The organism is Streptomyces sp. NBC_00876, assembly GCF_045207435.1.
In the GTDB taxonomy this organism is placed as follows: Bacteria; Actinomycetota; Actinomycetes; order Streptomycetales; family Streptomycetaceae; genus Streptomyces.
On sequence record NZ_CP108800.1, the window covers coordinates 6,435,657 to 6,447,546 of the forward strand.

The window sequence follows — 11,890 nt, forward strand, 5'->3', positions numbered from 1 at the left end:
TCGTCATTTTGCGCCAGGGGAACCGTCTATTGCGATGGTGCCCCTGCTGCGACGGGGAGGGGCTGGGGCGGCCGCGGACCGGTGTAGTGCCCACTGGGGCGCATTCGCAGCGGGCGTTCCCCGTACTCCTCGAGTGCATGCGCGATCCAGCCGGCCGTCCGGGAGATCGCGAACACCGTCTCGCCCGCCTCCGCCGCCATGCCCGAGGAGACCGAGAGCACGGCGAGCGCCAGGTCGACGTTGGCGTGCAGCGGGCTGTGACGCGCGGTCGTGGCGACCACGTCGCGGGCGGCGGCCAGGGCCGGCGCCGCCTGCGGGATCCGCGCGAGCAGGTCGAACAGCGCCCGCGCCCGGGGGTCCTCGCCGGTGTACAGCCGGTGGCCCAGTCCCGGTACCCGGCGGCCGGTACGCAGATGGTCCGCGACCACCGGGGCCGCGCCGCCGCGTTCCAGAACCTCGGCCAGCATGCGGTGCGCCAGCCCGCTGGCCGCGCCGTGCAGCGGCCCCTCCAGCACTCCGAGTCCCGCCGAGACCACCGCATACGGATGGGCGCGGGCGGAGGCTGCGACCCGGGCCGCCAGGGTGGAGGCGGCCAGATCGTGGTCGATCAGCAGCCCCAGCGCGGTGTCCAGTACGGCGAGTGATGCCTCACCGGCCGGGCGGGCGGTGAGTTTCGGCCACAGCTGTCGTGCCAGTCCGGGGGGCGCGGTGGTCTCCGCGGTGTCCGGTCTGGCCGCATCGCCGGATCCGCCGCCTCCGCCGGCCGCCGGCAGCGCCGCGACCAGGGTCGGGATCAGGCTTCGCGCACCGCCGAGCACCGCCTCGCGCGACAGGTCGAAGCGCAGCGGATCGGCAGTGGCGGCGGCGACGACCGCCACCCGCAACCGGTCCGTCGGGCCGCAGTGTGCCGGCAGCGCGCCGACCGTCCGGCGGGCCGCGGCAAGCGCCTCGGCCGGCGCCGTGAACCGGATGCCCGGCCGCAGCTCACCGGTCCAGAGCCACTCGGCGACCTCCTCGTACGGATGGCGCCCGGCCAGCTCGGCGGCATCCACGCCCCGGAAGTAGTAGCGGTCGCTCTCGATGAGCGTGATGCCGGTACGGAAGGCCAGTTCACCGGCGGGGGACGCGGGCTCCCTGCGCCCCGTGCGCCGCGCCAGGGCGTCGACCTCCGCCGCGTCGAAGGTACTGCCGCGGCCGCCGGGGGCGCGGTTGCTGCTCAGCTGGCCCCGGCTCACGTACGCATACACGGTCTCGGGTTTCACGCCCAGGCGCTCGGCCGTCTCCCGTGTGGTGAGCCGCTGCGCCGGGGGTTCCGGGAGGCCGTCCGCGCCTGCTTGATCCGTCATGCCGTCCACCGTATCCATATTGATTCAATCAACATTGACAGAACTTAAGTCAAGCATGGACAGTCGAATCAATGCCAGTAGTTGCCGGAACGTCCATGGAGGAAGCAATGACGACCACGACCGCCGGATCACCGCTCGACGTCCCCCGAGGCCTCGCAGGCGTCGTCGTCACGGATACGGCCCTCGGCGACGTCCGGGGCCGCGAGGGCTTCTACCACTACCGCCAGTACTCGGCGATCGAACTCGCGCGGACCCGCAGCTTCGAGGACGTCTGGTACCTGATGACCGAGGGCGAGCTCCCCGGACAGGCCGCCCGAGCAGACTTTGCCGTCCGCACCGCCGCACTGCGCCGGCTGCCCGCCGAGGTCCGCGACGCCCTGCCCGCCATAGCCCGGGCGGGCGCCGCGTCCGGTCCGCTCGCCGGGCTGCGCACGGCGCTCTCCCTGCTCGGCGCCTCGGCCGGCTTCCGGCCGGTGTACGACATCGACGAGGGCCGGCGCCGCGGCGACGCCCTGGCCGCGTGCGCCGCCGTCCCCACCGTGCTGACCGCCCTGTACCGGCTCGGCCAGGGCCTCGATCCCGTGGAACCGCGCGACGACCTGCCGTACGCGGCCAACTACCTCTACATGCTGACCGGCTCCGTACCGGACGCCGCCCGGGTCAGGGCCGTCGAGCAGTATCTGATCTCCACCGTCGACCACGGCTTCAACGCCTCGACCTTCACCGGACGCGTCGTCGCCTCCACCGGCGCGGACGTCGCCGCCTGCCTGGTCGCCGCGGTCGGCGCGCTCTCCGGGCCGCTGCACGGCGGCGCGCCCAGCCGCGCCCTCGACACCCTGGACGCCATCGGCACCCCCGGGCGCATCGACGGATGGATCCGTGAGCGGGTCCTCGCAGGCGACCGGATCATGGGCTTCGGACACCCGGTCTACCGCACCGAGGACCCGCGCTCACGCATGCTGCGGGACATCGCCCAGAGCTTCGGCGGACCGCTCGTCGACTTCGCCGTCGAGGTGGAACGGCAGGTCGAGGCGATTCTCGCCGAGCTGAAGCCGGGACGTGAGCTGCACACCAACGTGGAGTTCTACGCCGGTGTGGTCATGGAACTGTGCGGGCTGCCGCGCGAGATGTTCACGCCGACCTTCTGCGCGGCGCGGGTGGTGGGCTGGAGCGCCAATATCCTGGAGCAGGCGGAGGACTCCAAGATCATCCGCCCGGCGGCCCGCTACATCGGTCCGCCCCCGCCGCAGCCGGTCCCGGCAGTCTGAACCGCAGGAAGGCCCCCGTTGAGCCCGTCGTCCCCGCCCCGCAGCCCGCAGATCCCGGTCATCGTCCTCGCGGGATTCCTGGGATCCGGCAAGACGACCCTGCTCAACCACCTCCTGCGCCACCGCGCGGGCAACCGGATCGGCGTGATCGTCAACGATTTCGGATCCATCGAGATCGACGCCATGACCGTCTCCGGGCAGGTCGGCTCGACCGTCTCGCTGGGCGGCGGCTGCCTGTGCTGCGCGGTCGACGCGAGCGAGCTGGACACCTACCTGGAGACCCTGACCCGGCCCGCCGCCCGGCTCGACGTGATCGTCATCGAGGCGAGCGGACTCGCCGAGCCGCAGGAACTCGTCCGCATGATCCTGGCCACCGACAACCCGCACATCGTGTACGGGGGACTGGTCGAGGTCGTCGACGCCGCCGAGTTCGGAGCCACCCGGGAGCGCCATCCGGAGATCGGCCGCCATCTCGCCGTGGCCGACCTCGTCGTGCTGAACAAGACGGACCGGGCCGGCGAGGGGGAGCGGGCGCGGATCCGGGAGGCCGTGGCCGCCACCGGCAGTACGGCTGCCGTCATCCCCGCCACGTACGGTCGGATCGACCCGGAGCTGCTCTTCGATCCGGCGCTGCGCCCCGACGGCGAGGAGAAGGCGCGGCAGCTCACCTTCGAGGACCTGTACCTGGAGGAGCGGGCGCGGGAGACCGGTGAGGAGCACGGGGAGCATCTGCACACGGCGTACGAGAGCGTCGACTTCACCGCCGACGTGCCGATGGACCCACGCCGGCTGATGGCGTTCCTGGACTCCCGGCCCGAGGGTCTCTACCGGATCAAGGGGTACGTCGACTTCGGCACCGGTGACGTGGACAACGCGTACGCGCTGCACGCCGTCGGCAGGTTCCTCAGGTTCGCCCCGCAGCGCTGGAGCCGGGGCGAACCGCGTCTGACCCGGCTGGTGCTGATCGGTTCGGGCATCGACGCGCAGGCCCTGCGCAAGGAGCTGGAGGGCTGCCGGACCCCGGGGGAGGCCGGGCAGGAAACGCCGCAGGACGCCGCACACGATCGATCCATGTGGGGCGTCCTGCGCTACGTACAACAGCCCGGCGACGACGGCGCATAGCCGCCGGACCCGCCGCGCCGGCGGCCTACACGGGCCCGGCGATCACCGCGACCGGGCTCTCCAGCGGCGTCCCCGAACCGTCGCGCCGCGGATCGGGCTCGGGCAGCGTGGCCGGCGTGCCGTTCTTCTGCGCGGCGCGGGCGGGCGTGGCACCCGCCCAGGCGAACACCAGCACGTCCTCACCCTTGAGGAACCGCTGACAGCGCACCCCGCCGGTGGCCCGGCCCTTGCGCGGATACTGGTCGAACGGTGTGAGCTTGCACGTCAGCACCGAGTCGTCCAGCGTGCCGTGCGAACCCGCGACCGTGAACACCATGGCGTCCACCGCCGGATCCACCGCGGCGAACGAGAGCACCTCCGTGCCCGCAGCGAGCTTGACCCCCGCCATACCGCCGGCCGGACGGCCCTGCGGGCGCACCTGCGCCGCCGGATAGCGCAGCAGCTGGGCGTCCGAGGTGATGAAGACCAGGTCCTCCTCGCCGGTGCGCAGCTCCGCCGCACCGACGATGCGGTCACCGTCCTTGAGGGTGATGACCTCCAGCTCGTCCTTGTTGGCGGGGTAGTCGGGCACCACGCGCTTCACGACGCCCTGGAGGGTGCCGATCGCGAGCCCCGGTGAGGACTCGTCGAGCGTGGTGAGGCAGACGACCTCCTCGTCCGCCTCCAGCGTCAGGAACTCCGAGACCATCGCCCCGCCCGAGAGGCTGGGAGCCGCATGGGTGTCCGGCAGCTGCGGCAGATCGATCACCGCGAGCCGCAGCAGCCGCCCGGTGGACGTCACCACGCCGACATCGCCGCGCGCGGTCGCCGGTACCGCCGACACGATCACATCGTGCTTGGCACGCTTGGCGTCCTCGGCGAAGACGATCGGGTCGTCGTTGGCCGTCCGCGCCAGCAGACCGGTCGAGGACAGCAGCACCCGGCAGGGGTCGTCCGCGACCTCCAGCGGCACCGAGGCGACCTGCGCACCGGCCGACTCCAGCAGCACCGTGCGCCGGTCCGTGCCGAACTTCTTCGCGACCGCAGCCAGTTCCGAGGAGACGAGCTTGCGCAGCTCGGAGTCCGATTCGAGGATCGCGGTCAGCTCGTCGATCTCGGCGTTGAGCCGGTCCCGCTCGCTCTCCAGCTCGATCCGGTCGAACCGGGTCAGCCGGCGCAGCGGGGTGTCCAGGATGTACTGGGTCTGGATCTCGCTCAGCGAGAAGTGCTCGATGAGCCGCTCCTTCGCCTGCGCCGAGTTGTCGCTGGAGCGGATGAGGCGGATGACCTCGTCGATGTCGATCAGCGCGACGAGCAGGCCCTCGACCAGGTGCAGCCGGTTGCGGCGCTTGGTCCGGCGGAACTCGCTGCGCCGGCGCACCACCTCGAAGCGGTGGTCGAGGTAGACCTCCAGGAGCTCCTTGAGGCCCAGGGTGAGCGGCTGTCCGTCGACCAGCGCCACGTTGTTGATGCCGAAGGACTCCTCCATCGGCGTCAGCTTGTACAGCTGCTCCAGCACGGCCTCGGGGACGAAGCCGTTCTTGATCTCGATGACCAGACGCAGTCCGTGCGAGCGGTCGGTGAGGTCCTTGACGTCCGCGATGCCCTGGAGCTTCTTCGCCGAGACCAGGTCCTTGATCTTGGCGATCACCTTCTCCGGGCCGACGGTGAAGGGCAGTTCGGTGACGACCAGGCCCTTGCGGCGCGGCGTGACGTTCTCCACGGCGACCGTGGCGCGGATCTTGAACGAGCCGCGGCCGGCCGCGTAGGCGTCCTTGATGCCGCTCAGGCCCACGATCCGGCCGCCGGTGGGCAGGTCGGGACCGGGGACGAACCGCATCAGGGTCTCCAGGTCCGCGCCCGGATGCCTGATCAGATGGCGGGCGGCGGCGATGACCTCGCCCAGGTTGTGCGGCGGCATGTTGGTCGCCATGCCGACCGCGATCCCGGTCGTGCCGTTGACCAGGAGGTTCGGATAGGCGGCCGGGAGGACGACCGGCTCCTGCTCCTGGCCGTCGTAGTTCGACTGGAAGGCGACGGTGTCCTCGTCGATCGACTCCGTCATCAACGACGTCGCGTCGGCCATCCGGCACTCGGTGTACCGCATGGCGGCCGGCGGGTCGTCGTTGCCGAGGGAGCCGAAGTTCCCGTGTCCGTCGACGAGGGGAAGCCGCATGGAGAACGGCTGGGCCATCCGCACCAGCGCGTCGTAGATCGACGCGTCGCCGTGCGGGTGCAACTTACCCATGACTTCGCCGACCACACGGGCGCACTTCACGAAGCCGCGCTCCGGGCGCAGGCCCATCTCGTTCATCTGGTAGACGATGCGGCGGTGCACCGGCTTCAGGCCGTCACGGGCGTCAGGCAGGGCCCGTGAGTAGATCACCGAGTACGCGTACTCGAGGAAGGAGCCCTGCATTTCGTCGACGACGTCGATGTCGAGGATCTTCTCCTCGAAGTCGTCCGGCGGCGGGGTCTTCGTGCTGCGGCGGGCCATCGCTGCTGCGACTCCTTCACGGATTCTGTTCGGGCAACCTCAGGTTCTGACGCGCACCATTGTGGACCGCGCCACTGACAACCCCGACCTCGACCCGTCCCAAAGGGTGTTCTCCACGTGTCCTGAAGAGGCCGGGACGCTCTTTCCCGCGAACTTTCGCCGCACGGGAACTTCGCCAGGTGCCGGTGCGCTTGCTTACAGTGGCAGGTCTCGCATCACATCCAGTATCGCGATCGAAGGGACGTACATGCCCATGGGTCACACGGCCACAGCCCAGGCCGGCTCCGGCGGCTTGACAGCGACCGAGCACCGTCTGGCCAATGGCCTGCGCGTGGTGCTCTCCGAGGACCATCTGACCCCGGTCGCCGCGGTGTGCCTCTGGTACGACGTCGGTTCGCGCCACGAGGTCAAGGGACGCACCGGTCTGGCTCACCTCTTCGAGCACCTGATGTTCCAGGGTTCCGGCCAGGTCAAGGGGAACGGACACTTCGAGCTGGTCCAGGGCGCCGGCGGCTCCCTCAACGGGACCACCAGCTTCGAGCGGACCAACTACTTCGAGACGATGCCCACGCACCAGCTGGAGCTGGCCCTGTGGCTCGAGGCGGACCGGATGGGCTCGCTGCTCGCCGCGCTCGACGAGGAGTCCATGGAGAACCAGCGCGACGTCGTCAAGAACGAGCGCCGCCAGCGCTACGACAACGTCCCGTACGGCACCGCGTTCGAGAAGCTGACCGCTCTCGCCTACCCGGAGGGCCATCCGTACCACCACACCCCGATCGGCTCCATGGCAGATCTGGACGCCGCAACGCTCGAGGACGCGCAGACCTTCTTCCGTACGTACTACGCGCCCAACAACGCGGTGCTGTCGGTCGTCGGTGACATCGACCCCGAGCAGACGCTCGCCTGGATCGAGAAGTACTTCGGCTCCATCCCGTCGCACGACGGCAAGCAGCCGCCGCGCGACGGTGCGCTGCCCGGGAGCATCGGCGGACAGCTGCGCGAGGAGGTCCGCGAGGAGGTGCCGGCGCGTGCGCTGATGGCCGCCTACCGGCTGCCCCACGACGGCACCCGCGAGTGCGACGCCGCGGACCTCGCCCTGACCGTGCTGGGCGGCGGCGAGTCGTCCCGGCTGCACAACCGCCTGGTCCGCCGTGACCGGACCGCCGTCGCGGCCGGGTTCGGGCTGCTCCGGCTGGCCGGCGCGCCCTCGCTCGGCTGGCTGGACGTCAAGACGTCCGGCGGCGTGGAGGTGGCGCAGATCGAGACCGCGGTCGACGAGGAGCTGGCCCGGTTCGCCGAGGAAGGCCCCACGCCCGAGGAAATGGAGCGCGCGCAGGCACAGTTGGAGCGCGAGTGGCTGGACCGTCTCGGTACGGTCGCGGGCCGCGCGGACGAACTGTGCCGGTTCGCCGTGCTGTTCGGCGACCCGCAGCTCGCCCTGACCGCCGTGCACCGGGTGCTCGACGTCACCGCCGAAGAGGTCAAGGCGGCCGCCAGGGCCCAGCTGCGGCCCGACAACCGGGCGGTACTGGTCTACGAGCCGGTCGAGTCGGCCGAATCCGCCGAAGAGGCGGAAGACGGCGCCGCCACCGACACCGACGCGCACGAAGGGGCGGACCAGTGACCGACGCTGCCGCGACTGGAGTTTCGATGGAGTACCACCCGCAGCCCGCCCCCGGCACGGCCAGGCCCTGGGCCTTCCCCGCACCCGAACGCGGCTCCCTGCCCAACGGCCTCACGGTGCTTCGCTGCCACCGCCCCGGCCAGCAGGTCGTCGCCGTCGAGATCTTCCTCGACGCCCCGCTGGACGCCGAGCCCGAGGGCCTGGACGGCGTGGCCACGATCATGTCGCGCGCCCTGTCCGAGGGCACCGACAAGCGGAGCGCCGAGGAGTTCGCCGCCGAGCTCGAGCGCTGCGGCGCCACCCTGGACGCCCACGCCGACCACCCCGGCGTCCGGGTCTCCCTGGAGGTTCCGGCCTCCCGGCTCGCCAAGGCGCTCGGCCTGGTCGCCGAGGCGCTGCGGGCGCCGGCCTTCGCCGACAGCGAGATCGAGCGGCTGGTGCGCAACCGGCTGGACGAGATCCCGCACGAGCAGGCCAATCCGGCCCGGCGCGCGGCCAAGCAGCTCTCCAAGGAGCTCTTCCCGGCCACGGCGCGCATGTCGCGTCCGCGCCTGGGCACCGAGGAGACCGTGGAACGGATCGACTCCGCGGCCGTGCGCGCCTTCTACGACGCCCATGTCCGGCCGTCCACCGCGACCGCCGTGGTCGTCGGCGATCTCACCGGGATCGACCTGGACGCGCTGCTCGCCGACACCGTCGGTGACTGGTCGGGCAACACCGCCGAGTCCCGCCCCGTCCCGCCGATCACCGCCGACGACACCGGCCGTGTGGTGATCGTGGACCGCCCCGGCGCGGTGCAGACGCAGCTGCTGATCGGCCGGATCGGCCCCGACCGGCACGACAGCGTGTGGCCGGCCCAGGTGCTCGGCACGTACTGCCTGGGCGGCACGCTCACCTCCCGGCTCGACCGGGTGCTGCGTGAGGAGAAGGGCTACACCTACGGCGTGCGGGCCTTCGCCCAGGTGCTGCGCTCCGCGGCCCCCGACTCCGCGACGGGGGCGACCGGCGCCGCGATGCTCGCCATCAGCGGTTCCGTGGACACCGAGTCCACCGGCCCGGCGCTGGAGGACCTGTGGAAGGTCCTGCGGAAGCTGGCCGCCGAGGGGCTGACGGACGCCGAGCGCGAGACGGCCGTGCAGAACCTCGTGGGGGTCGCCCCGCTGAAGTTCGAGACGGCTGCCTCCGTCGCCGGCACCCTCGCCGACCAGGTCGAGCAGCACCTCCCGGACGACTACCAGGCGCAGCTGTACGCGCGCCTCGCCGAGACCGGCACGGTCGAGGCGACCGCGGCCGTGGTCAGCGCGTTCCCGGGCGACCGCCTGGTCACGGTGCTGGTCGGCGACGCCTCGCAGATCGAGGAGCCCGTCAGGGCGCTCGGCATCGGAGAGGTGTCGGTCGTCACCGGCTGACGCGCGTTTCGCCTGATATCGGGGCAAAGGGAAGGCTCCGGCGGATCAAACTCCGCCGGAGCCTTCCCTTTTGTCCGATTTATTGGAGAGGTTGCCTGTCTGCCCTGTGGGATGCGCTACAAAACCGCCTGTCCGTTTGGTGAGGGGAAGGGCCCCCGCTTAGCGTCGGCTCCGCTGTCTGTCACTCGTATGCCGCATCCGCGACGTACCGGGCAGCCATCGCCGAGTCCCCGTCCGGCGCGAGCCAGGGGAGCCGGGGACCCACGCAGTCCCTGGGGTGAATCGGATCCCTGAGCCTCTTGAGGCCGAAGGATCCGTAGGAGACCTTCCTGCTCCGAACCCGTCAGCTAACCCGGTAGGCGAGAAGGAAGGAAAGGACCAGCCACTTCATGGCGTTCACCCGTGCCACCGGGAAGCACCGTGCCCCGAGCCGTCTGACGCGCCGCGGCGCGAAGGCGGTCGGCATCGCGACTCTCGCCACCACCGGCGTCATCGGCTCACTGGCCTCTCCGGCCCTCGCCGCCGACGCCGAGGCCCCCTCCGTGGGCGAGACCGGCCTCTCCCAGGTCATCTCCATCGAGAGCACCCTCGCCGACCGGATCGACGCTCAGGCGGACGCCCAGCAGCACCAGGCCGACGTCGCCGCCGAGAAGAAGGCCAAGGCCGAGGCCGAAGCCAAGAAGAAGGCCGAGGCGAAGAAGAAGGCGGCGGCGAAGGCCAAGGCCGCCGCGAAGGCGAAGGCGGCCGCCCGCGCCGAGGAGGCCCGCGAGACGAAGGCGCGTGCCGCCCGCTCGGCCGAGCGCACCCGCCTGGGCTCCTTCCAGCTCCCCGTCGCCGGCTCCTACGTGTCCACCGGTTACAAGTCCAGCGGCGCGCTCTGGTCCTCCGGCAGCCACTCGGGCATCGACTTCCACGCCGCGTCCGGCAGCAGCGTCGTCGCCGTGGGCGCCGGCACGGTCGTCGAGGCCGACTGGGGCGGCGCGTACGGCAACAACATCGTGCTCCGGATGACGGACGGTACGTACACGCAGTACGGCCACCTCTCCTCGATCGGCGTATCCGTCGGCCAGGCCGTCGGCGGCGGTCAGCAGATCGGCCTCTCCGGCTCCACCGGCAACTCCACCGGCCCGCACCTCCACTTCGAGGCCCGCACCACGCCCTCGTACGGTTCGGACATGGACCCGGTCGCCTACCTGCGCGCCCACGGCGTCACGGTCTGACGGACCCGAAGCTCCTCGGTGAAGGCCCCGGCATCGCGCCGGGGCCTTCGTCGTACCCCTGCCGGAGCAGTCCGCGCGACCCGTTCCCGAACCTGTCCGTGACCAAAAGATATTCATGAATTTCCGCCCGGCATCGGAAATGCGACCGCATTGCAATAGAGTCACAGGACAGGCGTCGATCGGCCGCGTTTCGCGGGGATTAAGGCGGAGGTTCGGACATGCGCATTCCGGCGCATTCGGTATGCACGGCAATCCGTGACGACATCGTCTCCGGTGTCTTCGAACGCGGCAGCCGACTCACCGAGGAGGTGCTCGCACGGCGTTACGGGGTCTCCCGCGTCCCGGTACGGGAGGCGCTGCGCACCCTGGAGTCCGAGGGATTCGTGGTCACCCGCCGGCATGCCGGCGCCTGCGTCGCCGAACCCACCGAACAGGAGGCCGCCGACCTCCTGGAGGTCCGGATGCTGCTGGAGCCGCTCGGTGCGGCCCGTGCCGCCCAGCGCCGCACCGAGGCGCACCTCAAGGTGCTGCGCGGCCTGGTCAGGCTCGGCCAGGAGCGGGCCCGCCGGGGCGAGGGCGAGGACCTGCGCTCATTGGGCGGCTGGTTCCACGAGACGCTGGCCCAGGCCTCCGGCAGCCCCGGCCTGATCGCACTGCTCACCCAGCTCCGGCACAAGATCGCCTGGATGTACACCGTCGAACAGCCGGCCCGCCCGGCCGATTCCTGGGCCGAGCACGGGGCGATCGTGGACGCCGTGGTGCGCGGTGACGCGGAGCGGGCGAGGGCCCTGGCCGCCCAGCACGCCGAGCGGGCCACTGTCGCGCACCGGCTGCGCCGCCCCGGCCGGCCGGATGGAGCCGCGACCCGTACCGGCCGGGTGAGGACTTCGCAACATGCCGTAAACACCCCGAGCGGCCGTCATTAACAATTGGGCCGTATACAAAGAATAGGCATTCCGCCGGGCTTTCTTTCGGCTGCTCGAATTCGAGCCGACGGATCCTCGGGATCCGGTGCCTGCGTGAACGAAAGAGCCGCGGCTCCCCATTAAGGGTGCCGCGGCTCTTTCGCAGAAATTCCGGCGGTCGTGACCGGACGGAATCAGACGGTCTCCGGAAGCTCCTCGAGCCCCTCGGCGACCAGCTTGGCCAGACGGTCCAGAGCGGCTTCGGCGTTGTCCGCCTCGGACGCGAGCACGATCTCCTCGCCGCCCTGCGCACCGAGACCGAGCACCGCGAGCATGGAGGCCGCGTTCACCGGGTTGCCATCGGCCTTCGCGATGGTCATGGGAACGCCGGAGGCCGTGGCGGCACGGACGAAGATGGAAGCGGGGCGGGCGTGCAGGCCCTCGGCCCAACCGACGTTGACGCGGCGCTCAGCCATGGTTCTGCCCTTCACGAATCAATGGTTGTCTAGACCAGTCTCTC

General features: G+C 71.1%; 9 protein-coding genes and 1 riboswitch. Of the genes, 6 read left to right on the plus strand and 3 right to left on the minus strand.

What is annotated here, in order from left to right:
* Positions 1-26 precede the first annotated feature (26 nt).
* Positions 27-1,346: a citrate/2-methylcitrate synthase gene (locus OG782_RS28345; protein WP_406455649.1), complete on the minus strand. Its 1,320-nt coding sequence runs from the start codon at positions 1,344-1,346 to the stop codon at positions 27-29.
* 107 nt (positions 1,347-1,453) lie between these two features.
* Between OG782_RS28345 and OG782_RS28350 the strand changes: the two genes are divergently transcribed.
* Together OG782_RS28350 and OG782_RS28355 are read left to right on the plus strand one after the other, a co-directional pair.
* The gene (locus OG782_RS28350; protein ID WP_406455651.1) at positions 1,454-2,614 is read left to right on the plus strand and encodes a citrate synthase/methylcitrate synthase; all 1,161 of its coding nucleotides are present in this window, start codon (positions 1,454-1,456) and stop codon (positions 2,612-2,614) included.
* Between the two features lie 18 nt (positions 2,615-2,632).
* Entirely contained in the window at positions 2,633-3,736 is a 1,104-nt protein-coding gene (locus OG782_RS28355; protein ID WP_406455653.1) for a CobW family GTP-binding protein, read from the plus strand.
* Between the two features lie 25 nt (positions 3,737-3,761).
* Here the strand turns inward: OG782_RS28355 and OG782_RS28360 are convergent, their stop codons facing one another.
* The gene (locus OG782_RS28360; protein WP_406455655.1) at positions 3,762-6,212 is read right to left on the minus strand and encodes a DNA topoisomerase (ATP-hydrolyzing) subunit A; all 2,451 of its coding nucleotides are present in this window, start codon (positions 6,210-6,212) and stop codon (positions 3,762-3,764) included.
* A gap of 247 nt (positions 6,213-6,459) precedes the next feature.
* On the opposite strand from OG782_RS28360, the gene OG782_RS28365 reads away from it, so the two are divergent.
* The 4 genes from OG782_RS28365 to OG782_RS28380 all read left to right on the plus strand — a co-directional run bounded on the left by OG782_RS28365 (position 6,460) and on the right by OG782_RS28380 (position 11,391).
* Positions 6,460-7,836, plus strand: a complete 1,377-nt coding sequence (locus OG782_RS28365; protein ID WP_406455657.1) for a M16 family metallopeptidase — start codon at positions 6,460-6,462, stop codon at positions 7,834-7,836.
* Between the two features lie 26 nt (positions 7,837-7,862).
* The gene (locus OG782_RS28370) at positions 7,863-9,245 is read left to right on the plus strand and encodes a M16 family metallopeptidase (protein ID WP_406455659.1); all 1,383 of its coding nucleotides are present in this window, start codon (positions 7,863-7,865) and stop codon (positions 9,243-9,245) included.
* A 210-nt stretch (positions 9,246-9,455) separates the two neighbouring features.
* A riboswitch (cyclic di-AMP (ydaO/yuaA leader) is annotated at positions 9,456-9,622 on the plus strand.
* A gap of 12 nt (positions 9,623-9,634) precedes the next feature.
* Positions 9,635-10,465, plus strand: coding sequence for a M23 family metallopeptidase (locus tag OG782_RS28375; RefSeq protein ID WP_406455661.1), 831 nt, complete (start codon positions 9,635-9,637; stop codon positions 10,463-10,465).
* 218 nt (positions 10,466-10,683) lie between these two features.
* Entirely contained in the window at positions 10,684-11,391 is a 708-nt protein-coding gene (locus tag OG782_RS28380; RefSeq protein WP_406455663.1) for a GntR family transcriptional regulator, read from the plus strand.
* A gap of 173 nt (positions 11,392-11,564) precedes the next feature.
* On the opposite strand, the gene OG782_RS28385 is transcribed toward OG782_RS28380, so the two are convergent.
* Positions 11,565-11,846, minus strand: a complete 282-nt coding sequence (locus tag OG782_RS28385) for an HPr family phosphocarrier protein (RefSeq protein ID WP_406455665.1) — start codon at positions 11,844-11,846, stop codon at positions 11,565-11,567.
* Positions 11,847-11,890 lie beyond the last annotated feature (44 nt).

What these genes read in the sequence shown, in the direction of transcription:
- OG782_RS28375 (WP_406455661.1), top strand. Translation starts at nt 9,635, where the DNA reads ATGGCGTTCACCCGTGCCACCGGGAAGCACCGTGCCCCGAGCCGTCTG.
- OG782_RS28380 (WP_406455663.1), top strand. Translation starts at nt 10,684, where the DNA reads ATGCGCATTCCGGCGCATTCGGTATGCACGGCAATCCGTGACGACATC.
- OG782_RS28360 (WP_406455655.1), bottom strand. Translation starts at nt 6,212, where the DNA reads ATGGCCCGCCGCAGCACGAAGACCCCGCCGCCGGACGACTTCGAGGAG.
- OG782_RS28345 (WP_406455649.1), bottom strand. Translation starts at nt 1,346, where the DNA reads ATGACGGATCAAGCAGGCGCGGACGGCCTCCCGGAACCCCCGGCGCAG.
- OG782_RS28385 (WP_406455665.1), bottom strand. Translation starts at nt 11,846, where the DNA reads ATGGCTGAGCGCCGCGTCAACGTCGGTTGGGCCGAGGGCCTGCACGCC.
- OG782_RS28365 (WP_406455657.1), top strand. Translation starts at nt 6,460, where the DNA reads ATGCCCATGGGTCACACGGCCACAGCCCAGGCCGGCTCCGGCGGCTTG.
- OG782_RS28350 (WP_406455651.1), top strand. Translation starts at nt 1,454, where the DNA reads ATGACGACCACGACCGCCGGATCACCGCTCGACGTCCCCCGAGGCCTC.
- OG782_RS28370 (WP_406455659.1), top strand. Translation starts at nt 7,863, where the DNA reads ATGGAGTACCACCCGCAGCCCGCCCCCGGCACGGCCAGGCCCTGGGCC.